The following is a 23,790-nucleotide window of genomic DNA, read 5'->3' on the forward strand; positions in this document are numbered from 1 at the left end:
TAATACTTGTTAAACCAGTACCTGAGTAGGGGCAGAAAGTCACATTGCATAGTTTAATGTGTCGTTATGGAATTTCGGAAATCCGAAGTCCTTTAAGCTTTAGCCACAGGTCTCAAATCGATAATTAAGAATACATAAACCGATAATTTTGTTAGCATTGTTGCTCTCTTTTTTACAACAATGCTTCAAAATCTCTACTTATACAATGTCTTCGAATATGGATTAAAATTTAAATTCAACCGTTCCTTTTATGAAAAAGGGAGTCCCCGGAGTAAAATGTAATTCCTCTACGGGAATTGTTTCATTTTGCAACCTTGATTCAGTAGCAAATTGGGTCTCATTCCATTCGGTGTTTAAAAGGTTTTGAACTTGTATTCCAAAATTTAATTTTTTCAATTTGTAACCTACGTTTAGGTCTACCACTGTATAGCCTTCAGCAATAATCGAATTGTCTTCATTGGCAGGCCTGTTTTTGATATGGCGCACATTTGCCCCACCATAAATACCCGATTTGTGTAGCGCATTTAGTCCACTTTCTAAAATAAAATCTGGCGCCAAAGGAATATAATCATTTCCGCTTTCCTCTTCAATTGACCTGGCATGTGTGTAATTGGTATCAAAATTCCAAAATAACCATTTTAGAGGCTGATAGCGGAGACTTAAGTCTATTCCTTGTCTTCGGGTTTTGCCACTAGGCTCCACAATGCCAGCATCTCCTACATAGGCAAATTCTTGTTCTAAGAACAAATACCAGTAAGCCGTATTTACAAGCAACTTAGGAACAGGTTTCCATACAAAGCCAGCATCCAGTCCATATGCTGCAGGAAGGGTTTCCTTTCCACTTTGAGAAAGAATTACCCGCGTATCATTGGAATGAAAACCTTTACCTCCTTTTAAATAGACTTGAAGATTTTGAGTGTAATCATATAAAATATTCAACTTTGGACTAACAATTGTTTTTGATGAAGTTTGAGTTTCGTAATCAACCTGCAAAGCATCATTGTATTGGAAATCAAAATAATCAACCCGAATGGAGGGGTTAAATGTCCACTTTTTATAATAAAAGTTAGCGTTTAGGTAAGAACCGAGATTGGTTTCATTAATATCTCCCAGTTGTAGGTATGAAAGGGTCTGTCTCCGATTTAATGTATGGGATAAGGCATTGCCATTGCTTTGGTCATTTCTCAAATTAACACCAGCCTGAACAGTGGCTTCAATTTTATTTATAAAAAACGATCGATAGTACTCAGTGTTTAATCCATAGATATTGCGACTTTCTTCTTGTTTGATTTGATCGCCATTTACTTCGTCTTCAAGAAAAAACGTGAAATTGGAATACAATTCAAAATCATATTGGCTGTAAAATACCGTACTTTTTATATAGGATTGTTCGTCTATGAATTTCTCATAATTGACCAAAACATTGGTTCTACTGGTATTGCCTCCTTCGGTATCATCAATGGCACCAAAGCGGCTGATCATCCCCATTTCAATCGCTCTTTGTGGGATTTGACCAGATGCGTCCCACTTACTAGACAAATGTGAAAAGGTGATTCCTAATTTATCCAAAGGTGTGATATTTCCTGTATACTTGCCAAATAAATTGATCCTATTGAAATTCTGAGGACTTTCAAATGGGCCATCTGTGCTTAAGTATTCCGTAGCGATGTAGGCGTCATGCTTGTCATTGTTTAAAACATCAAACATACCCAATAAACGGTTGGTGCTAAATTGCCCCTTCTCCATTTTTATTGAACTGTTATCCAGGTTGCGTTTGGTTTGGAAATTTACATAACCTGCTGTGGCAAAATTCCCTTTGTCGGCATAATAAGGGCCTTTGCTAAAATCAATTTTGTCTACTGTTTCGGGAATCACAAAATGCAAATCTGCATAGCCCTGCCCGTGTGCATGTGAAACCATATTGACAGGCAAGCCATCAACTGTGATGGCAATGTCGGTACCATGGTCAATATCAAAGCCCCTTAGGAAAATTTGCTCTGCTTTTCCTCCACCAGCATGCTGACCAATAAAAAGTCCTGGGACCTGTCTTAATATGTCTTGAGATGAACTGACTGGATTGGTCTGCAGATCTATTTTTGTAATTAGGTTTAAGGCGTTTGTTTTTGGGGATATAACTACCCCTTCCAGGGAGATGGATTTCTCATCTAAGACAATGGTGATAGGGGAGGATAAAGAGCGAATGATTGTATTGTTTAGTTCATAGCCCAAGTGAGACAATTTAAGGGTATCTCCAACAGAAATGTTTTGGAGAACAAATTTGCCATTTTCATCACTATGGGTGTGAGTTTTAGTGGACAAGTTCAATATCTGAGCATCGGAAATAAGCTCTTTTTTACTGTTTATGACCGTTCCTTCTATGGCTTGTCCAAAAAGATTGGTTTGTATTAAGAAGAAAAAAAAGGCAATAAAAATTCTATTCATTTGGCAGTATTTGTTATGGTTATTGAAATAGGGATTTAAATTTTGATCGAGGTTGTATTTTGTATGATGAACCTGGTAGATTAAGTAATCAATACCAAAAAAAAGCTGATCAGGCCATGGCGTTCGTTCTTTATCCGGTACTATTAGTTACTGAAACAAAGATAAGCGCATTCCTTTCTTTTTTATGATTTGCAACTAAAATTATCTTATGTTTAAAGTTGCCGGCAAAAAATAAGTTTCGGGATATGGGTAAGGGCATTGTCTTTCAATGAAATAGGCAATAGAATATCTATTGCCTATTTCAAGTACCTAATGACCTGAGTTCGGCCTAAAATCATGAATAAATCGTCATACCGAGGCTTAGTGAGGACTTTGAGTAGAAAAAGTCGTGGGAATCCCCAGAAAGGGGAGACTGAACACCCTTTCCCAACTCAGCATCCCCAAAAAAGGGTTCGCAGTGACGACGTAACCGTTTTTTATGATAGTTTTACATCGAACTGGAGTTAATGGGATTTACCATCTTTTTTTGATCCACAATTGTTTTTCATCCTCAGTGAGGAATGTCCAGGCTACTATTCGGCTAGATTTATTATTTGTGCCGAGGGGAATCATTTTTACCTGATTGGCACCTATTTGTTCTAATAATTTATAGATTTTTTTAAGATTTGATTCCTTAGATACCAATGTTGAAAACCAGTAACAGTTTTTAGAAAACTTTTTGCTTTCGCTAATCATTTTTTGAATAAACCTGGCTTCACCACCATCAAATATAAGCTCATGGCTTATTCCTGAAAAATTGAGTGTAGGTGTTTTTACTTTTTTGCCGGATAGATTCTTAATTTTTCTCCGTGTTCCTTTTTGGGCTTCTTCAATCGATGAATGAAAAGGAGGATTACTAATCGTTAAATCGATTCTATCGTTGGGGTTAATTATGCCTTTAAAAATGGATTCAGGCTCTTTTTGTAAACGACATTCAATTTTACCTTTTAGGGATGAATTTGCTTGTACAATGTGCTGGGCGGATGCAATTGATTTAGGATCAATATCAGACCCAATAAATTTCCATCCGTAGCTGGTCACTCCAATAATTGGATAAATACAGCTTGCCCCTATGCCGATATCAAGACAAGTAAATTTGTCTCCAGTCGGGATAGTGTTGGCATTGTTTTCAGCTAATATATCAGCTATATAATGAAGGTAATCTGCTCTTCCAGGAATTGGAGGGCATAAATTTTCCGTAGGAAATTCCCAGTGTTTTATCCCGTAATAATGATGGAGAATTGCTTGATTTAAAAGTCTTACAGCAACTGGGTTTGTAAAATCAATAGAGGCTTCTCCAGATTTGCTGGGTCTTATGTGATTTTTCAATTCCGGGAGAGCGGCTGATAAGGCACTCAAATCATATTTTTCTCGGTTCTTGTTACGAGAATGTAGCCTTTCTTTCTCTTGTTTTGGTTTTTCTGAAGACATGTTTTATTGTGTTTTTATGTTTCTTATACCTTCATATACAACAATAGCTACTGCGTTAGCCAAGTTTAAACTTCGGATATGAGGACTGTAAATAGGGATATTATAAACCAAATCAAGGTTTTCGGCTACTATACTTTCGGGTAAACCGGTGGATTCTTTACCGAATACAAGAAACATGTCCTCTTTATAATCGATTGAACAGTAATCTTGTGTTCCATGACTTGAGAAATAGGCAAATTGTTTGCCTTTGTTTTTTGCATAAAAGTCGTCAATACTCTCATAAATAAAGAGTGAGATATGCTTCCAATAATCCAAACCAGCTCTTTTTAATCGTTTGTCACTTAATTCAAATCCAAAGGGTTTTACAAGGTGTAAGGTTGATCCGGAGCCTAAACTCAATCGGCCAATATTTCCTGTATTCGTGGGTATCTCTGGTTCAATTAATACAATATTTAATCCCATTATTTTTAGTTAAACTATTTCAAGGTTATGAGGTATACAGCTGCCGTTGGAGAATGACTTTCAATTTTTTATTTAGCTGGGCAGGTACCATGAATAAATAACTTCATCCATCAAAAGTAGGGCTATCGTTTCTATTAAACGTTTAAAACTATAAAAAAACAAGGCAGCTATGGAAATGTAAATGAGCATTCAACAAGCTTGGTTAAATATTTAACCGTTCCAGAATTTGCACTATTTCAACCACCTGGTTTATTTCTAAATGTAAAGGGTTATTGCCTTTGTGTTTAAGCACTATAGCATTTTCTGTTTCATTGAATTCAATGGTCAATAGGGAAGAATCAATTTCCCAACTGAAGGTATTTTGATTTTCTATGTACAATTGCTTTACGTAGGGTGTTTTTGTGTAATTTTCGTCCTCCCAGATTTGCTGCGAAAGCCTTGTTAACAGTTGAATGAGATCTTGGGTATCAGTAAGAGCCAATTGGCAATGATCTCCATTTTCATAATCTAATTGCAAGCTTATTCTGTATTCATTGCTTTGAATGACAATGTTTCCTTTCTTAAGGAACAAATTAAAAAGTTGGTTTTCCATTTATTCAATGCCTTGAGGCGTCCACATTTTTAAAAACTTGAATTTTTTAGGGTATTCTTCTCTTGGGCAAAAGGCCAGACAAACCTCCTTGTCGTTCAGCCTGGATTCTGTCAACAAGATGTTTTCGGATTCAGATTTAAGGTTGTTAAATGCAACCTCATCCACTATACAAACCACCTTTTTGAAAATCCCATTGATCCATTGTTTCATTTGCTCATTATCCTCAAATTTTCTATAACAGGCCAAGGAGGCATGAGCTGTAATGACAGGGATTAACTTATCTGGAATGTTGTCTTTTACGACAATATACATTTTCATAAATTGAATGTCTAAGGTGGTTATAGCTTGATTATTAGGGGAATGTGTTATGGATTAAGTGCTGTCTTGTGAATCGTTTAGTAAATTTATTTTAAAATAAGAATAAAAGTTTGATTGAAACTTGTTCAATTCTGATTCATAGTATTTAAATAGTATTGTTGTACAGCGAACCTGGAGTATGTTGTTAATTTAAAATCCTTATAATTATAGACTGTGGTTGTTTTATGGATGCTCAAGATCGATTAAAAATTCATTGAGATTTGGTTCAAAAGTATAAATCCCCTCTGCTATTCTACTTTTAACTGCTCAATTGCATAGTACAAACGATTCTGTGCTCCTTCCTGGGAACCGAATATGGTACGAGACAGTTTACCGTCTTTTGTGATTAAAACCCATTGAGGGGTGCCGGAAGAGTCAAATTGATCATAAACAGTTCTTCCATTGTCTAAAAAAATAGGAAAGGGAAGTTCATCAATTGTAAAAATGCTTTTTATATCGCTTTCAGTCACTTGGATGGCATTGAAGCTCGTATGAATGCCTACAACTTGTATCTCCTCATTTTCTTTTTGCAATTCATAGGCCAAAGGAATTGCTCTACCGGTACAGCCCAAACATTGGTTGTTATAGATAATGAGCAACAGTGGTTTGCCTTTGTATTCTTTTACGAGGTCAATAGATTTATTATTGAAGTCTCGGACTAGAATTGATTCAACTAAGTCATTTTCCCTTGTCATGATATCCTTTAAGTTTCATTTCTTTTTCTTTCGATGTACGCTGTGGTTTTTTCTGGTAAATCAATGGCATCGTATTCGAAGTCAGTTACCCATTCAAAATCGAAGATAGTAAACCCATCAAAGCATTCACTAGGCACCAAATCAAAAGCTTTCAATACCATTAAGAATCGATCGATACCACCATAGGGAAAATTATCAGTAGAATACTCAATGACCCCAAAATTTTCATTTTGCTTTTCAAGCCTGGTCAAGTATACTTCAAAATCATATTCTAAATAATTAAATATTGAAAGCGTTTCTTGTACACCAAGTACTCCCAATTTTTCATTGTCCACTCCCAGGTATCTTTCTAAAAATGCATTGGCATAGCCAGGCATTAAAGACTGGTATCTTTCTTGTGCGGGATCTTCATCCAATGATGCAATTAATTTTTCATAGGCTTCATCTGTCTCTTCTTTTGATAAGTTTTCCCAATCAACGAGGGTAGGCTCTTTTTCCTCGAACCTGAAACCAGGTTGTCTTACCATATCCATATGTTCATACAGCTTTTTAAAATCTTCAAACTTTGTAGGAGATTGTATATTGAATCTGATGAATAACATTATTTAATACTTTTATGGTGTAGTGATCATTTCGAGGGGAATAATTGCCAATTCTGCACTGTTGTTGTTCCATGAAGCCCTGCCTTCGCTAATGGGCCTGCCAACCTTTCCGCCGCTATTTGAATACCCTACATAAAGTTTTCCTTGGTATTCCACGGCGTGAGGATAGGCCAATGCAGCTTTTGGATGAGATTCTCCCGGTCCTTCAGGAAATACGGCATGGCGGATTATAAAAACTTTTGAAAAGACCATTTCTCCTGGTCGACTAAGAGCGATAGTAAGGGTGTTTCTTGAATTGTTGACGCCTTTAAAAGTGGCACCTATTAAATAATACTCACCAGTACTCAATTGGCCTGTATATGGTTTTGAAGTCGTCATGTCCAGGTTACTAGGTGCAAGTGATGTCCAGGTACGGCCAAAATCTTTACTTTTAGAAGCAAGTGCGATGGGTTCTGCTCCCCAACGAGCTACGTTATTTATTTCTGAACTGTCAATCATTATTGAGCTTTCGCCCCAGACACTTTCTATTTTCATAGGGATAACAACCACGTCCCATTTGGTGAAATTATCTCCTTGACTAATGGCTACAGCAGGTGGATTGTTGCCACTGCCAGTTTCATTTACCTGGAAGCCCGACATTATCCAATTGCCATTCTCCATTTTTTCAGGAGCGGCAAGTGGCCAAAAATTATTTCTTGCGACAATTCCTTGGTCCTCCCAATAGTTTGTGTTTTCATCCAATTTGTATGCACGAACGCGAAGGTTTTCCATGATGCCATCGTATTCCCCCATGAAAGCCCATAATTCGCCTTCATAGGATAGAAATTCGCCATGACTAACCGCTACTTTTCCGCCTCCCCCTATGTTTTTTACGGGTCCCCAGGTTTTGCCTCCATCCTCACTGACACGGTAATTGGCTTCTTCTGTTACTGTGTTTTCACCATTCTTATTGTGGCCAAATGAAGCGTAAAGTTTGTCCTTGTGCCAGATTAATGCAACTCCGTGTAAAAACCTGTAACCATCTTTGTCAAATTCAAAGGGTTTTATTACCGAAAATTCAACGTTTTCAACTTTAGGGATTTCTTTTATTTCAGGCAATTTTTGATTGGAATCCCATAATGGGAAAAGATCCTGTGCACACAATGGCAAGGCACATAAGACCGCAACCAATAATAGTAAACTTTTCATTTAGGTGTTTTTTTGATGCTAATCGCTAAAAATAATAGATGCTGTTACAGATTTCGAAACCCCAAAATTGCGTGTGCATGGTCTCTACTGTTGGCAAGTCCTAAATTAATAAAAGATTACTTATTAGAGACAATATCTGTGGAATTTTTGAGTAAGTGATCATTGTTCCTACAGTCTAAAAAGGAAATGGAGTTGATTTTGTCAGCATTTTTGGAAAAACAGATGGAAATGGTCTCTCAAAACTTGAAATTGTCCCTTCCTTCACAAGCTCAACAACTGTATTTTAAATTATGGTCTTTAGGCCTCCTGAAGTACTATCCAAATAAGTACTTTTCAATTTTAATGATAAAATTGCCTTTTATGGGTTTACGATCAGTTTTTGTTTGTGAACAATGGTTTGCTCATTGCTTACACTTATAATATAGATACCTTTTGGTAAATTTTCCAACGGAAAGTTTAGTATATTTTCTTCGGTTTTAACCCAATCGAATTGACTGACCAAGTTACCATTCATGTTGTGGATGAAGACACTTCCATTTTCAATTTTAGCAATAATTTCCAAAGTGACAGCTCCTTCAGAAGGGTTAGGGAAAATTCGCGTTTTAACTTCAATTGAGGGTTCTTCTCCTTTGGTTCTATTGGTGTAGTACTCTTGCATACCCTTCAAGTTAACCTTAAAGTTTGGATCATTGGCCTCATTTCCTATGATGGCAATTCCTGAAATACTGGCGTTATTGACAGAAGCAGCCATTTCCAAATTCAATGTACCGTCGCTTACGATTATGTTTTCGAAGGATAGTAAAGTAGGTGAATTATGGTTTTCTACAAAAATGTCAAAGTTATCTTTTAAAACTTCACCTTGAAGGGCGATGTCATAAACCCTTTTACCAGCTTCAGCCTCACCTCCGGCATGCCCAAACCAAAGTTCATTGTGCATGGTAAATACTGTATAAGTTCCATTTGGAACCGGGAAAGTGTACAATAAGTTTTTTCCATTTCTTTCCGTTTGAAAAAGGGCTTCCTCCTCGATTTCAGCGTTTTCGAAACGGCCTGAACCAAGATTGAAGTAGTCCTTCGTATCACTTTCAGCAAGAAAAGTAATCCCATTTAATGTCTCATCTGTCGTCCCGCCCGTATTTAAGAAATAAATTAGATCTAATTGCGGGACTTCCTCTATGACTTCCCGAATGATCGATATGCCAGAAATAGAAGCATTGTTGACACTTGCAATTAGCTGAAGATTCAAGACCCCATCTATTACTTGTACAGCATCAAAGGTGAGTGTGGTGGGATCATTATTGCCCTGTGTATAAATGTCAAAATCATCTTGGACTAACTCATTTTCCACTAAAATGTCGAACACGCGGTTTCCAGCTTTTGCTGTAGTCCCACCTTTTCCAAAATAAAGCTCGTTATGATACGTTTTTACTGTGTAAGTTCCATTTTCAATAGGTATTTCAAACGCTAACTCCGTGGCAAATCTCTCAGATTGGAAAATAATTTCATTGCTTGCTTCAGTATTCGTATAAGTATTTGAACCTGATGAGGAAATGAATTTACTATTGATTTTCTCGAAATTGAGGTTATTGAATTTTATAGCTTCTTGGTTGCCGGTATGGAAGTGCAAATCCTGTGAATCTTCTTTGGGGATGCTATTTTCCGTTAACAGGATAAGTGCCAAGGACCCGTAGGGAGGAATGGTCACCTCACCTGAGTATTGCTCTAATTTAGCATCAACATAAGTGCCTGCCAAAGTTATGGTTTTATTGTTTTTGTTGGATTCGTCTCAAATAACATTACCTCCTCAGGTTTTATCAGTGTGGCTTCTACTTCCACCAGTTCCAAATCATCTAGCCAATAAGTAATATTTGCCTCATAAGAATGGATTATAAGAGACACTTCACTTTCATCCTCATAGGGGGAAACAGCCAACTCGAAAGTATTGACCGCTGTGTTGAGTTCAATTGTGCTGATAGGAGACAATCTCTCCCATGGGCTATCAGTAAATCGTAAGTTAAAAGCAAGGTTCCCCACTTTTGTAGCATAACCTTTTAATGATAATAAATAGGTTTTATCCTTCTTCAAAGCACCTAAATTTATTTTAACTGAGCTGGTTCCAGTATTGGCGACCTTAAGTGCACCTCCAGTTAACTTATTATTGGCATCCCAGGATGCTTGGCAATCGTTGCAAGATGCGCCAGCAATACTTTTATCGAAAGTAGCATTATCGTAAAGGCTATTTCCAATTTTCTTACCGATAGTATAGGTTGAAATGTCAATGGTATTGCTTGTTGAGTTTTTATCTTTATTGTATTTTGCACTCCAATGGTTCAGGTCATCCAATGTTTCTTCTATTACTCCATTTTTTAAGTATTGGCTCAGGATACTAAATTCATCACCTAGAGGTCTGAAAAAATAGTTTTTATCAAAATCAGCCATTAAAGAAATATCTGCTTTATAGGTTTTGACTGAATAGGAATATTGATCAGGAAGCATCGTGAAAAATTGGTTGTTTTCGATGTTTACTTTTCTGGTATCATTGCCAATGATACTATTTCCCAATGTAATGGCAGCATGGGTGTTAAAAAACAAATTGTCAGAAACGGATATGGTGTTTCCGTTGGATATTTTTAGTCCACTATTAGTGATATTACCGACCGTATTGCCTATGATGGAGACGTTATTGGAATTATCATCCAGGAAAATACCTTCTGCTAGTAACTTGAATTCTACTCCTCTTTTAGGGGCTCCGTCAATACTTCCGATGCCATTTAGCACAATGTTTTCTTCAATTCTTCTTCCTCTGTAGCTTTGGTATTCGGTGCCTCCAAAGGTGTAAATTCCCCCACCATCACTTTTTATCAGACAATAGGTGTCTACAAAATTATTCTTGACCACTGTATAGTTACCACTAAATTGGATGCCATTAAACCCAGTGTTAATTATGGAATTGTTTTGGATCAATATGTTTTCCCCACTTGCGAAAATCCCTATTCCGGCGGCATCGTCATTTCTGGTTCTTCCGGAGATCAAACCGGTGTTGGTTATTTCATTGTCTCGGACAATCGCTCCATCATTTCCATATTTTAAGAACAAGCCGTTATTATAGTTCTGCCGGACAATATTGCGCTCTATTAATAGGTCCACCACACCCAGGGCATGAATACCGTCTTCACCGGAAAAAGATATTTCAGAATCACTTACTTTAATGTTATCTCCACCTTCCAATTGAAGAATGTTTTCATTTGCGCCCTTAAACTGGAGATTTTGAATGCTGATATTACTTTCAAGATAGTCTTTGGTCAATAAGTTGTCGAGCGTACTTACTTCAATAGATTTGGTAGAAGGATCCTCGTTGCCAAAATAAACACTTATTTTTTTATTGGTAGGGTTAAAAAACCACTCGCCAAACGAATCGAGGGTGCTGATGTGATTTGAGATAAAGAAACCATAACCTACTTGGGCAGAATAGGGACTGATACTTCCATTGTAATGAATTTGTTGGCCAGTTTGTGATTCGATTTTATACCTGTTGATTATCCAGTCCTTTGCTTTTATCACTATGTCTGCCCCTTTCCAGTTGTGATAACTTAGTAATTGCTCACTGTATATCACATTGGTTTCCGTCCTATTAATGGTCAAATAACCATCGTTTTCGATACCAATGTTTGGATACCTGCCCATTTCATTGATCTTCCCATCGATTAAAAGTACCTGGACAGTGTTTGAATTGACAGGGTCAATGCTTTCATAAATACCATTACCGATAGCTTTCCAGCCTTTGATTGATTGGAAAGAAGTAATTATGGGTTTTGATCCTGACCCATAGCTTCCAATTGTTATCGGTGAAGAAGCAGAACCTGAAGCTTCAATATGTAAGGTGCCATAAAAAGTTTCACCTCTTTTAAACAAAATACCATCCCCGGGTTTAAGCTTGTTGAACTGGGAATTGACTTTTTCAATCGATTTCCATGGTGTGGCTGGATTTTGTGCTTCTTCCAAAGTTCGGGTATCATCTCCGGTTTTATCAGAGACATAGTAGTTCGACGCATAACTATTAGAAATAGAAAATGCCATACTGAAAAGGAAGCAAACGGCTAAAAATTGGAATCTCATGCTATTAAAATTAAAAATTACATCTTTTGTTTTCTATACTTTCATAAAACATGTTTTGTTTTATGAGTATTTTATACTTAAAAAAATTATTTAATAAATTATCCTTTCCTTTTTAAGGATTAAATAAAATTAAATATTGGTCTTCTGTTTTAATAATCAAATATATAGATTTAATTATTATTTATAAAAATTAGTGTTTTAATAAAATAAAAATACTTTTTGAAGGCTGTTGAAAGCTTAGGTCTGTTTGTCGATATTCAGGAGTCCTATATGGAATCCAATCATGTGGATATACTCCTATTCATTTCCCTCGCACTATTTTGGCAATTAAAAACCTTTATTTACTAAGATTTCTTGCCGCCATATCCTGTTTGAATACCCCCTCCAAAAGCTTGTACAGTTCTGGATGTTTTCGCTTTAGTAATTTTGGTCGCTCAAAGAAATACTCACTCGCAACGGAGAAGAACTCTGCTTGATTGGTGCCTCCGTAGGGATTTATGTCTGATTTTCCAGCCTGAATTTCCACCAGCTTTTTATTGATAAAATCCAGCCAGGGTATGGTGTATTGCCTTTCCATAAGCGAAGAGGGGACACCATCGACAGTTCCATCTATTTTGTCGATCAAATGTACAAACTCGTGAATCGCTGTGTTTTTCTTGTCAGTTTCATTTTGAAAGCCAAGTTTCAATGCTTTTTGGGATAAAATCATTACCCCCTCCATTGGGCCATTTCCAACCATTCCTGCAACCCTTCTATCTTCACCCTCTGTTGCGAAGCCTTCATTAAACAATGTTGGGTAGATCAATACCTCATAAAGATTGATGTATTTCCAATCTTCAAACCCAAATATGGGGATAATGGCACTGGCCGCAACAAGTATTTTATCGGTAAGGTCTATGTTTGTTTTTACCCCGGTTATTTTACAGTTCAATAAGAACTCTTGAATTTTGTATTCAAATCTTTTTTGCTCCTCAGCGGACAATGACCTGTAATAGGAAACTGTATTGTTCAGCACATTTCTCCATTCTGTAGGGAAAGGCTCATTGGGTAAAATCCATTTTGAATCCTTTTTTCTTTTGAAATAGAAACCAATGAAACCAAATACAATTACAAAGAATAAAACATAAAGAAACGTCATAGGGAATTGTATAGTTTAAGCGGGATAAAGGTAACAATTGATTAACGATTATAGCTGTAACAGGTTGCTGCAAGCCATTGGAAATTATTTAGGAAATAGGCATTAATGCCAATAATGTCCTGCTATCAAAATGGAAAAGCTTAAGGAGCTATGGTACTTTTGTAATGTTAGTTGTTTTTATAAAAACCAACAGGAAGAATACACAAAATATAAGGTCATTTATCCCATATATCGAGTAAAATAGGCCAGCCATGATGTCTTTTTCATACACTTCAGAAACATTATTGTCAAGCATCCATTTGATCCAGATATAGCCATAAATGGATTTTTCAATGGCAAAAACAGCCACAAGCCATTTCACTTTTTCATAATCGTAGGCAATGGAAATATACGCCAATCCCCAAATTACAATCATTAACAAGCCAAAGTTTGACATGACCACTGGATCATATTCAGGAATGGTAGAATTGCTAAAGAACCTTGAAAAAATCAAGACCGTTAAGTTCATTAAACCTGATAGTATAAAGCCTTTTGCAATTGTTTTATCTTGGATATTCATGTTTCAGGAGTATAAATAACAATCGTTGGTATAAGAAAAATTGTGCCAATGTTCAAGACGAATCAAACATCGGCAAATCTATTCCAAAAAGTCAAAAGCAGTAATTACCTCTGCCAGTTACGAATTTTTACGCATAGCAGGATGAGAATATAGGTCAAATAGGTGACCGATCGTATGAGATTTGGGCGATAAAACAGGTGTAAGTATACCAGCCAAGCGAAAGGGTACGGGGAAATGCCGTGAGCAAATTGCCCACGGCTTGATTCTCCAAAAACTATACCTTATCTAATCTGACCACGTAGTAAACCACCACCATGTTGGGTGGAGTGAATGTTTACATACAAGGGATCATTGTTTATCGTGGTAAGTTCAGCATCAGTTAAAGCAAGGCTTTTTGTTATGTCTAGTTGGGCATTGTCTGTAAAGCCCAGGTTTACAAGTACGCCACCATTAACCTCTGCTGATCCTTGGTGAATATGACCTGCATTGATCGCATCAGTAGCATCCAGGTCATTCACCGTGGCTTTGTAAATCATTGTATTGCCTATTATTCTTAAATAAGCAGCACCTGTTTCATTTCTTCCAGTAATTGCAGGGACTTCATTGGCAGGCGATAAAGCTACATTGTAGGCATTGTCAATGGTCTGGTCAATTTGTCCTCTTACCAAACCTGCTGTTTCGTCTGTAGAATGTACATTGACATATACATCACTGCCTTTCAAGGTAGTTACTTCACCATCAGTTAATGTAACTGTCCCTGTGGCCATATTGCCTGAAAAGGAGATATCGGCACCATCAACCAATGTAATGGCTACACTTCCAGCCGTAACGACATCACCTGTGTGAACATGGGCTTTAGTCAAAGCATCGGTTGACAAAAGATTGTTTATTATAATTGTGAATTCCAGGGTATTGTCGTCAAACAAGTTCATTTTAATATTACCCGTTTCATCTCTTCCCATAACCATTGGGATTTCATAAGCATTGTCCAAATCAATATCGAAGATTTGTACACTAACTTTGGCAGGGGTATCGTCGTCATCGTCTTTGCAACTGAATGTAATCAGTGCAAAAAAACTTAGCATTAATAATAGGTTTCTTACTTTCATATTCTAAAAATTTTAATGGTAGGGTCTACTCCTTTTTATAGTCCTTTTTCGACAGGTTCAGACTTTGATTCCTTTTTTGAATGCATATAATGGTTGGCACATAAAGTAAAACCATCTACAGGCTATTACAATTATATAATAGCGGTTTCAAGATGAATATAAGGTAAAAAAATGATCAGTCCTAAGTTTAAGTGGCTTGGAACAAACCGCTTAAGTAAGCGGGTTCTTTTAAGTAATCGCTATGGCCATTGACATTGTTTAATAGGGCTGAATTCTAAAGGTATTACTGAAAGATATTTTTTAAAAGTGTTTTACATCAAGTATAAGGTAAGCCACTGAAGGGTAAGCGTGAGTTGCGCCATCTAAAAGTCGCTCTGTAGGCTGCCCACAAGGATCTAGGTAGTGCTTTTCTTTCCCCAATCCTTCTTTAAATAGTTCATAGCATCAATAAGGGCCTCTTTGGAAGGTTTGGGATTGAAGTCCAGTTCCTGCCTTGATTTCTGGATGTCGTAGTCTTGTTTCAAACCATAAAACATGTCCAGGTAATGCCTTTGTAGCAAGGGTTCTTTGCCAGTGATTTTGCTGCCAAACTCCATGAGTCCTGCTACACAATACAAAAGGGATTTGGGTACTTTTTTAGGTGTTTTTAATTTTAATTCCGGGTACAATTCGGACGCTATTTTAACGCTTTCTTGTAAGGTGGTGTGTTGTTCGTTCGAAAGGATGTAGCGTTCTCCATTTTTGCCCTTCAACATAGCCTTGTAAGCTCCAGAAGCCACATCCTTTACGTCAATCCAATTTAAGGTGACATTCGTATCGACAGGAATTTCTCCATTCAAAATTTGATAGACAAGCTTGTTGGTATAACTGAGCTTAAAGGCTTCACTGCCAATCATGGCAGAGGGTAAGATCAAAACAGTTCTAATGCCATATTTTTCGCCCAATTCAATGGCCAGCTTGTCAGAATCATTTTTGGAATTGTAATACCAGTTTCGCCGGTCTTTATTGTAGCCGTTGTCCACATTTGCTGGTAACTGGGTGAAGTCCAAAGCGGCTACTGAACTTACATAAACAATGTTCTGTATGCCACATTCCCTGGCCATGTCAAATACATTCTGAGTACCTTTTACGTTATTGTCATAGATTTCTACCTTAGGATCTTTGGCCCACATGCTAAAATTTGCTCCTACAGCATAGAGGTTGGTGATGCCCTTGAAGGCTTTCTTAAGTGAAGCCCTATCGGTAATGTCTGCGGGTACTACTTCACAATCTAAACCCTCAAAGGATTCCAGGTTGTTTGCATTTCTTACCGTAGCCCTTACCCTCAGGTTTTTAGAAAGTAATAACCTGACCAAATTATTGCCTAAATGCCCATTGGCACCTGTTACTAATGAAATTTCCTTGCTCATGATGTTGTATTTTGTTTGAGCAAATTTCAACAGCAATTAAGGATTTAAAAATAACATTTGTTAGAAAGCGATTTGCTTGCGTATCCTGCTTAAAGATTGAGGTGCTATGCCTAAGAAAGAGGCGATATTGTCTACGGATACATTTAAAGCCAATTCGGGGTGTTGATTTAAAAATTTTAGGTAACGCTCTTTAGCGGTTAAAACTTGAAAATCTTTTACTCGCGCTAATTTACAACTCAGGTGTTCATTGGTTACTGTTTTTACAAGTTCGGCCCAGATGGGCGTCGTTTCTTGTAACAATACAAAGTCAGGTTTTGAGATTTTTACCAGGGTGCAATCGGTAACTGTTTCATAATAATCGGAAGAGGGCGTTTCGCTCATAAAACTATCCAAAGAGGTAAAGAAATCATTTTCTGGCACCAAATGCTGCACGACAAGTTTACCTTCTATATTTTGATACCCTTTTACAATTCCTGTACTCAAAAAATACACATAACGTTCAATTTTTCCTGCCTCTAAAAGTATGGTTTGCGCTGGCACATTTTCCGTGGTAAAGTATTTTTCAAGCAAAGCCATGTCTTCCTTGCTTACTGTAAAGCGTGTGTCGATATAGTTGCGCAGATTTTTCATCGGTACGTGTTGAATTGGAAGAGTCAAAGCCTGGGGTGGGAGGGCAATTCTTTTGTATCTCTCTTCCCCGCATTAAATGTACAAGTATTTTATTTATATCCTGAATTTGAGCCAATTTCATGGCACAATCGTCATTATGAGGCTTTGCGATGGGCTTGTTTGGGGAAAGCCGTGGGAATCCCTAGGTGGGGCTGCCAAAACTTTCCTTACAACAGCAAGTAGGCGAAATGGGTTTGGCTTCACAATGTAATTCGGATTCGATAACAATTCAATTAACGTCCTGTTGTTAGTTAGCGTTTGGATTTTGTCAGTATTGTTGCTAAAAACAGGCAACAATACCGCCAAAATCCGATGTCGTTAATGTTCTCGGTCCACGGGTTTCACCCGTGGTTATTATTGTTGAAGCCCTTTAGGCTTCTTTGTTTTCGTTTAAATTCACGGGTTGGTTCATTCACTTGATATGGAATTATCTCATAACACGATCGTCATTCTGAGGCTTAGCGATAGCCCTCTATAGGCAAAGCCGTGTGAATCCCAAGCTAGTTGGACCTTCTCCGACGGGAGCATTAATAATGACCAACGTTATTGGGTCTTTCAGGGATGTTTGCTGTCTTCATCCTTTTCTGGAAAGCAGCTTTGCTTTCTCCGGGACTTGGCCATACATCACTTGGGCGATGGGAATCGCTCATCATCTTATTTATCGCTTCCACTTTGTCTTTATTGTCAGCACTGATATCATTTTCCTGTTGTGGGTCTGCTATCAAATTGTACAATTCCAATTCCGCCCCGCTTGCTTTGTGTCCATAATATTCTCCCCAGCGAACGGCTTGATTTTGATTGTGTTCCCAATACAGATACTCATGTTGTTTTTGCGTGCCATTTCCCGTAAGGGTGGGTAAGATCGAAAGTCCATCAATGTCTGAAGGTGAGTTTACCTGGGCCAAATCCGCTGCCGTTGGAAGGAAATCCCAAAAAGCCCAAATATGATCGCTTTCTGAACCTGCTGCAATATGACCTGGCCAGCGGGCCATGGCCGGTACATGAAAACCGCCATTGTACTCATTGCTTTTTTGTCCTCTGGTGGGGGACAAATGATTGAAAAATTCACTTAAAGTAGGGCCATCTTTTAGGTCCAGGTATCTTTTTTCATAACCCTGACTTGAATTGCCATTGTCGGAGGCAAAGAAGATAATGGTGTCATCATCCAGCTCCAATTCTTCCAATAAGGCCATTAATCGACCTACATCTCCGTCCATGCGGGAAATCATGGCAGCCCATTCCTTGTGCTGAATCGGCCAGTCTTTGTCCTTGTACTCTCCAAGCTCAGGAACGATTAGCGGACCATGAGGAGGAGTATTGGCCAGGTACAGGAAGAAAGGCTGCTCTTTGTTTTGTCTCACAAATTCAAGTGCCTTTTCATTGATGATATCAAAAGAATAAACCGCTTCTGAAGGGTCATCTATGCCGTTGGGGATAACTTTTCCTTCTTCATCATAGGCACTTGCCTTGGAATAATTGTCATATTCATAATGGGCTTCGTTCCCTGGGAAATAGACTTTTTCTTTGTTGTGGTACAGAAATTCAGGGTAATAGGTGTGGGCTTGTCGTTGGTTGAGGTAACCATAGAATTCATCGAAACCCATGTTATTGGGAATCCCTGGTTGGTTGTCCAATGCCAATCCCCACTTGCCGAATAAACCGGTTTTGTATCCTGCTTCTTGCAAAAGCATCGCCACTGTATAATCTTCTTCCCTTAAAGATTCCCGAAAGGATTGATAAGAATTGCCACGTACCCTGGCATGCCCCTGATGCAATCCCTGCATCAATGAGGACCTGGATGGCGCGCAAACGGTGCTTCCTGCATAAGCATTTGTGAATTTGATTCCTTCATAAGCAATCCTGTCTATGTTTGGGGTTTTGATTTTCTCCTGACCAAAAGCACCCAAATCTCCCCAACTCAAGTCATCACTAAGTATGAAAATGATGTTTGGAACCCGTTCTTCCTCTTCTTGAGCCTCTTTTTGATTGCCAGAACAGGCAGAAAATAGCAGCAAGGCGGTCAGCATTACCAATGCCCCCTGATTCCTTATTGGGTTTGTATAAGATGGTTTAAACTTCATGTTAATCTGATTAATAATGGCTTAAAATGTACTTTTTCCTTTCTTCTGGATTGTAGTTGCCCATGGTCCAGGATTTATCGTTTTTATGAACCTTGAAAGCAGGCCTTACGGATCGATCCATGCTTTTGATATCCAAATCTCCTGCCGCTGACTTGTCCCCCAACAGTGGATTCAATACCCTTAATTTCCTTGGCGAAAGGGCCTGATAAATTTGAGGCAGGTCAAAATAGGTCAATATTCCAGGTAAAATGATCTCATGTTGGTATTCTGGAATGTCCACTTCCACAATGCTTTCAAAAGAAATTAGGGGGTCTTCCAAAAGAAAAGAAGCAATGTTTTCATCCATTGTCCCGGCAAAAACACCATAGAGGGCACCCATTCCTGTACCCCAATAATGTATCTTTTGGGCATTGATTTCCGATGATTTTAGCCAGTCGGTAACTGCCAGAACATCCCTTATCCTTTGGCCAAAAATCGGTTTTCCCAATAGAAAATCCCAAAACTTATTAGCATTGTCAGGGCCTGTTTCGCCAATACCTCGCAAATCAATTCCACACAATAAGTATCCTTTGGCCAATAGTGCTTCTACCAAATCCAAATCTTCCAACAAATTCGATTTTCCTTCTTCATGAACGTATAGAATCACTTCTTTCCCTACCAAACCCTCATCGGCACCCATAGTTACACCTGGTACAATTATCCCTGCTTCAGGCTCCATGGTGAATTTCCGAAGCGTCATTCCCTTTCGTTTTATGGGAGCTTCCAGTGTAGCTTTTCCTTTAATGTCCTTCAGGGAGGTATTCAACACTTGCTCAATTAATTCAGGCAATTGCATTTGAAGCGCTTCAAGTGTTTGCTTGGATTGGATGTTTTTCCAATTGGCTTTGTTTTGGGCCAAATGCGCTTTTATCAAATCAAGTTCACTGACACTTCCTGGTTCATTATAAACACTTCCGTTTTGTGTAGCCCATAATTCCTCCTCTTTCATTAGTGGCGTTTCCTCCTCCCAAAATGTAGAGGGATCGCCTCCGGTCCATTTTAGTATCCATGAATAGGTGGCCTCTCTTTGTTCTTGATTGTAATCATGCCCTGCTCGGACCATGCTTGTTTTGAATTTCTCCGGTACTCCATGAGCGGCATAAGACTTACTTAGCCAGGTGTCCAGTTCCCAAACACCCTCAGGAGGATTCAAACTGTCGTCCGATGTGGCATTTAGCATTAGTGCATGGGGTACCTGGCAGAACAATGGATCTCCCCGTGGATCAATCAACTGACCGAATGCCCCGAAGAAAACCTGCTCATGATCAGTGGCAAGGTTGGCCAGGGTGCGGTGTGACCAGGTATTGGGATTACAGGTAGGTATGGCAACAGCAATGCGATCGTCCAGGGGCAAGATATAAGTGGTGGTCATTCCCCCTCCCGAACTTCCGGTCATGCCAATCTTAGTGGGATCCACTTCGGGTCTACTTTCCAGGTAATCGATCGCCCTGATGACATCCCATGCCATAAAATTGAATAGGTGGGTGCCGCTTAAAAAGGCTTTTGTTCCCAATATCTTGTGAGAAGCGAGCAACCCCCGTTCTCCCTGACCTATCTGGTCAATGGTCAGCACTACAAAGCCATTTTTCGCCTGTGCGATACTCATCCTTTGGTACCGTTCATTGGCTTTTCCATTTTGGGCATGTCCTATCACATTCAACTGGGCAGGTCTTGGTCCGGAAAAGTTTCGGGGTAGGTATAAATTGGCACTTACATATAAATTTGGCCGGCTTTCAAACAAGATATTTTCGATGCTGTATTCCTCGTGTTCAATTCGACCCGTAACACGTGCATTCAAAGGTGTTTTTTCCGGGAATGCCCCTGTCCATTCTTTCATGGCATCCGAAATGGATGCTGCCCGAAGGTCCCAATCTTCAGCAGCTTTTAGTGAGGATAGGAGGGAATCCCTTTTGGTAAATTGGGTAGTGACCTTCTTGGTAAGGTAGTCTCGCATCATGGTAGCTGCAGGCTGATTCAAGACAGTCAAATCATCCATCACGATGGCATTCTGACCATTTACAGCTCCAATTGTTAAAAACAAAACAAGATATAACCAAATGTACTTCCGCATTTTACCTGATTTTAAGTAGTTAAGGGGATTCTAATTAACTGTTTTAACCGGATAATGCAATAAGATTTTTAGTAAGTGGTAAGGATTAGATCTATGCTGTTGCCTTCGAAGAGCGCAGGGGACGGTACGTTTTCGGTGGGTGCTGGTATTAAGATAGAACAGTCTATCAGGTTTTTTACAGCCTTTACTTTTTATTTAGAAGATTTCGAGAACTGCTGTGCGCTATGCAATCCTCAATAGGCTCTGAATCTGAAATCTTAAGTAATTCAACGATCTCATTCGGTAAATCGTCCATTGATGCTTTACGAAAAGCTTCAATTTGATTGATTTTTTGCTCATCCTCCAAGTTTGAAATCCAATTGATAAGCGATATTTTTCTTTCTTCTATCGTCATAAGGTTAAAAATACTAAAAGTTTTTTGTTTTACTAGTTCGAATCCCTCATTCACAAGCACTTTAATTAGGGACACTAGTGTCGTCTATTCCAGTACGCTTTATGTTTAAAAGTAGATTGACAAGCCCTTGATAGGAGGGAGTTCTCCTGAAGGCTTGCCATTGACTGAGTTTGATTTATGTAATTAATATATTAGAGGGTATTTTCTTGGTCAAGCCGTGCTCTCTTTAAAAAATTAGCTTTATGGGTTTATTTCATTGGCGTAAGTTTTAATGGGTGAATAAACTTAGCTATTTGCGCACTTGGCCTTTACTTACCTATCTTTCCCTCACGATTCCTGCATTTTCTGCTGAAAGCTGATTTCTATGAATTCTGCCGGATGGGAGAGGGCTACTTTTACGGATACACGTAAGATGCCGTTTAAAATGTCTTCTGCGGTCATGGTGCTTCCCAAACCTACATTTACGGTATAGGCATCTGATGGACTTGAACCCACAAGTCCTCCTTGTTTCCATAAATTGGTTAAAAAGTTTTGGATCATGCTTTTTATTGATACCCAAGTATTGGCGGTATTTGGTTCATATTCATAGTCCTTAATGGCCTGTTTTATGGATTGTTCCAGAAAGATGGCCGCACGCTTTATATTGATATACCTCCAATCAGTGGAATTGCCATCCAGGGTTCGAGCGCCCCATATCAGCAATCCATTGTTTGGGAATAAGCGAATGGGATTGATGGCTTTTCCTGATAAGGGTGCATTGAGGTCTTCCTGAAAATCCTGGCTTATGTTTATCGCAGGGGCTTTTACATCAATCATGCTTATATTTGCAGGGGCTTTCCAAACCCCTGCAGTATTGTCTACTGTGGTATAAATTCCTGCGATAGCACCGGAAGGTGGGGTCAAATTTAATTTTTTAAAATGGCCTCCCTTAGCGATTGATAGGCTTTGCTTATCAGTTGAAGGTTTTGGTCTGCCTTTTGCCTATTTTTCTTATCTATTTTTAGTTGTTCTTCTTTACTTATTTTGCTGTCTGTCATTGGAGGATCATCAGCTCCTTCTCCAGCCGTTTGGCCTGTGAGTTGGGATACCATCAATAAGAATGGACCTCTATTAACTTCAGGTTTTTTTGGGGCTTCCAACTGGAGCAAGTAGTCCAGGGTTTTCAGGGCATTGGCAGATAGGTTTTTATAAGAATAATCCTCTTTTGGGTACAGAAATGTATGAAGCCAGGGATAATAAGCAGCTGCATAAGCATTGTAGTTTGGACGGATAGGGTTCACGTTTTCTCGAAAGGCATCAATGCTCTCTGAAGGATTTTTTTCAGTTTGCCAATAAGCCAAGGGAATGTCTAATATGGACATTCGATTGCCCATGCTTCCACAATGGTTGACCATATGGGATTGTAAGGCATAAGCGGCTTTGAATTTGTCCTTCAAATGGATTTGGCTTTCATCAAATAATTCCACAGCATCCGGAACAAGGAGTAGGGTAGGTTCCGGTACTTTTTCCAATAGATCTATTCCTGCTATTAGGTCTGCTAAATTTGGAGCAACAGTGTAATTACCCACACTTACGATATAACATTGATCTCCACCATTTTGATAGAAAAATTTTACTGCCTTGTACATCCGGTAATGCGGCCCATTGGCTTTGAGCAGGTAGTTTTCCCCGTTTTGACCAATGAAGTCGGCTTCACTTGACTCGGTCTTTTCAAGGTCAAATTGAATCAAAGGTGGTTCTTTACCGAAAATCCTATAAAATTCATACAGTGAGGTTACTCTCCGCGGCTTATTGCATAAATCCTCCCCTAAGAAGGTGTAACCGATAAAGGCCGGTATGGAAGTGGGTACCGGAACGACTGTATTAGGGCGGGCGTACAATTCATTTATATATACCCCGGGGGTTTTCATTGGTTTGGTCATGGTTGTTAGTTTATGCCTTGTTATTTATCCTTAGGCAAAGCATCAAATTGTTTGCGTTTGTCATTAAACCATTTTTTTATGGCATCAGGAGATTGCATCAATTGCTGCATTTTTCCCATGGCTTTTAAGTGGGCGGGATCCTTTTTTTGGAACATTTCCATGCCATGGTTTTTGCTGAGTGCAGCCATTTCATCAAAGGTAGAGGCATGAAATGCCAGTCCACAAGCTCCCCCAAGTTGTTCACAGGTCATTGTTTTCATTATAGGTTGGATTTATTGTTCATTAAAAAAGCATTTCTGGACTGCGAAAACAGTTCTTTGGCCAATTCTATGTCAGTTATCTATTCTTCGTTTTTGTAATCTGCTGTAAAATAACGAATATAAGTAAAATCCTTTGGTTTTGACAGGCTGGCTTCGACAGGCTCAGCCACCTGCAATAGGTTAATGATTTGGCGAAAGCCAGAAAGCTGTATTAA

The 23,790-nt window shown here is 38.6% G+C and carries 21 protein-coding genes; all 21 read right to left on the minus strand.

What is annotated here, in order from left to right:
* Window positions 1–222 precede the first annotated feature (222 nt).
* The 21 genes from ADICYQ_RS11765 to ADICYQ_RS11860 all read right to left on the minus strand — a co-directional run bounded on the left by ADICYQ_RS11765 (window position 223) and on the right by ADICYQ_RS11860 (window position 23,575).
* Window positions 223–2,442, minus strand: a complete 2,220-nt coding sequence (locus tag ADICYQ_RS11765; protein ID WP_020890932.1) for a TonB-dependent receptor — start codon at window positions 2,440–2,442, stop codon at window positions 223–225.
* A 513-nt stretch (window positions 2,443–2,955) separates the two neighbouring features.
* Window positions 2,956–3,912 (minus strand): 23S rRNA (adenine(1618)-N(6))-methyltransferase RlmF, encoded by a 957-nt coding sequence (gene rlmF, locus ADICYQ_RS11770; RefSeq protein WP_020890933.1) that lies wholly within the window; start codon window positions 3,910–3,912, stop codon window positions 2,956–2,958.
* A 3-nt stretch (window positions 3,913–3,915) separates the two neighbouring features.
* On the minus strand, window positions 3,916–4,374 hold the full coding sequence (locus ADICYQ_RS11775; protein WP_020890934.1) for a tRNA (cytidine(34)-2'-O)-methyltransferase: 459 nt from the start codon (window positions 4,372–4,374) through the stop codon (window positions 3,916–3,918).
* Window positions 4,375–4,576: 202 nt separating this feature from the next.
* Window positions 4,577–4,966 (minus strand): hypothetical protein, encoded by a 390-nt coding sequence (locus tag ADICYQ_RS11780; protein ID WP_020890936.1) that lies wholly within the window; start codon window positions 4,964–4,966, stop codon window positions 4,577–4,579.
* The gene (locus ADICYQ_RS11785; protein ID WP_040415923.1) at window positions 4,967–5,284 is read right to left on the minus strand and encodes a peptidyl-tRNA hydrolase; all 318 of its coding nucleotides are present in this window, start codon (window positions 5,282–5,284) and stop codon (window positions 4,967–4,969) included.
* A 287-nt stretch (window positions 5,285–5,571) separates the two neighbouring features.
* Window positions 5,572–6,018, minus strand: coding sequence for a TlpA family protein disulfide reductase (locus ADICYQ_RS11790; protein WP_040415925.1), 447 nt, complete (start codon window positions 6,016–6,018; stop codon window positions 5,572–5,574).
* A gap of 8 nt (window positions 6,019–6,026) precedes the next feature.
* Entirely contained in the window at window positions 6,027–6,620 is a 594-nt protein-coding gene (locus tag ADICYQ_RS11795; RefSeq protein ID WP_040415927.1) for a hypothetical protein, read from the minus strand.
* Window positions 6,621–6,632: 12 nt separating this feature from the next.
* The gene (locus ADICYQ_RS11800; RefSeq protein ID WP_020890940.1) at window positions 6,633–7,808 is read right to left on the minus strand and encodes an exo-alpha-sialidase; all 1,176 of its coding nucleotides are present in this window, start codon (window positions 7,806–7,808) and stop codon (window positions 6,633–6,635) included.
* A gap of 358 nt (window positions 7,809–8,166) precedes the next feature.
* A complete protein-coding gene (locus ADICYQ_RS28550) occupies window positions 8,167–9,561 on the minus strand; it encodes a malectin domain-containing carbohydrate-binding protein (protein WP_020890941.1) in 1,395 nt (464 codons plus the stop codon).
* Between the two features lie 2 nt (window positions 9,562–9,563).
* Window positions 9,564–11,924: a right-handed parallel beta-helix repeat-containing protein gene (locus ADICYQ_RS28555; RefSeq protein ID WP_020890942.1), complete on the minus strand. Its 2,361-nt coding sequence runs from the start codon at window positions 11,922–11,924 to the stop codon at window positions 9,564–9,566.
* A gap of 337 nt (window positions 11,925–12,261) precedes the next feature.
* Window positions 12,262–13,062 carry a M90 family metallopeptidase gene (locus ADICYQ_RS11815; protein ID WP_020890944.1) on the minus strand — a complete coding sequence of 267 codons (801 nt, stop codon included), beginning with the start codon at window positions 13,060–13,062 and terminating at the stop codon, window positions 12,262–12,264.
* 148 nt (window positions 13,063–13,210) lie between these two features.
* Window positions 13,211–13,621, minus strand: a complete 411-nt coding sequence (locus ADICYQ_RS11820) for a hypothetical protein (RefSeq protein WP_020890945.1) — start codon at window positions 13,619–13,621, stop codon at window positions 13,211–13,213.
* A 281-nt stretch (window positions 13,622–13,902) separates the two neighbouring features.
* Window positions 13,903–14,730: a CHRD domain-containing protein gene (locus tag ADICYQ_RS11825; RefSeq protein ID WP_020890946.1), complete on the minus strand. Its 828-nt coding sequence runs from the start codon at window positions 14,728–14,730 to the stop codon at window positions 13,903–13,905.
* Window positions 14,731–15,125: 395 nt separating this feature from the next.
* Window positions 15,126–16,139, minus strand: a complete 1,014-nt coding sequence (locus ADICYQ_RS11830; protein WP_174779576.1) for an NAD-dependent epimerase/dehydratase family protein — start codon at window positions 16,137–16,139, stop codon at window positions 15,126–15,128.
* Window positions 16,140–16,199: 60 nt separating this feature from the next.
* Window positions 16,200–16,769, minus strand: coding sequence for a Crp/Fnr family transcriptional regulator (locus tag ADICYQ_RS11835; protein WP_020890949.1), 570 nt, complete (start codon window positions 16,767–16,769; stop codon window positions 16,200–16,202).
* Between the two features lie 566 nt (window positions 16,770–17,335).
* The gene (locus ADICYQ_RS11840) at window positions 17,336–18,889 is read right to left on the minus strand and encodes an arylsulfatase (RefSeq protein WP_020890951.1); all 1,554 of its coding nucleotides are present in this window, start codon (window positions 18,887–18,889) and stop codon (window positions 17,336–17,338) included.
* A 10-nt stretch (window positions 18,890–18,899) separates the two neighbouring features.
* A complete protein-coding gene (locus ADICYQ_RS11845) occupies window positions 18,900–20,999 on the minus strand; it encodes an alpha/beta hydrolase (protein ID WP_040415932.1) in 2,100 nt (699 codons plus the stop codon).
* A 184-nt stretch (window positions 21,000–21,183) separates the two neighbouring features.
* Window positions 21,184–21,393 (minus strand): hypothetical protein, encoded by a 210-nt coding sequence (locus tag ADICYQ_RS11850; protein ID WP_020890953.1) that lies wholly within the window; start codon window positions 21,391–21,393, stop codon window positions 21,184–21,186.
* 327 nt (window positions 21,394–21,720) lie between these two features.
* Window positions 21,721–22,296 carry a phage tail sheath family protein gene (locus ADICYQ_RS27680; RefSeq protein ID WP_020890954.1) on the minus strand — a complete coding sequence of 192 codons (576 nt, stop codon included), beginning with the start codon at window positions 22,294–22,296 and terminating at the stop codon, window positions 21,721–21,723.
* 2 nt (window positions 22,297–22,298) lie between these two features.
* Window positions 22,299–23,315, minus strand: a complete 1,017-nt coding sequence (locus tag ADICYQ_RS27685; protein WP_020890955.1) for a Phage tail sheath protein FI — start codon at window positions 23,313–23,315, stop codon at window positions 22,299–22,301.
* Window positions 23,316–23,335: 20 nt separating this feature from the next.
* Entirely contained in the window at window positions 23,336–23,575 is a 240-nt protein-coding gene (locus ADICYQ_RS11860; protein WP_040415936.1) for a hypothetical protein, read from the minus strand.
* Window positions 23,576–23,790 lie beyond the last annotated feature (215 nt).

This window comes from Cyclobacterium qasimii M12-11B (genome assembly GCF_000427295.1).
Classification (GTDB): Bacteria; Bacteroidota; Bacteroidia; order Cytophagales; family Cyclobacteriaceae; genus Cyclobacterium; species Cyclobacterium qasimii.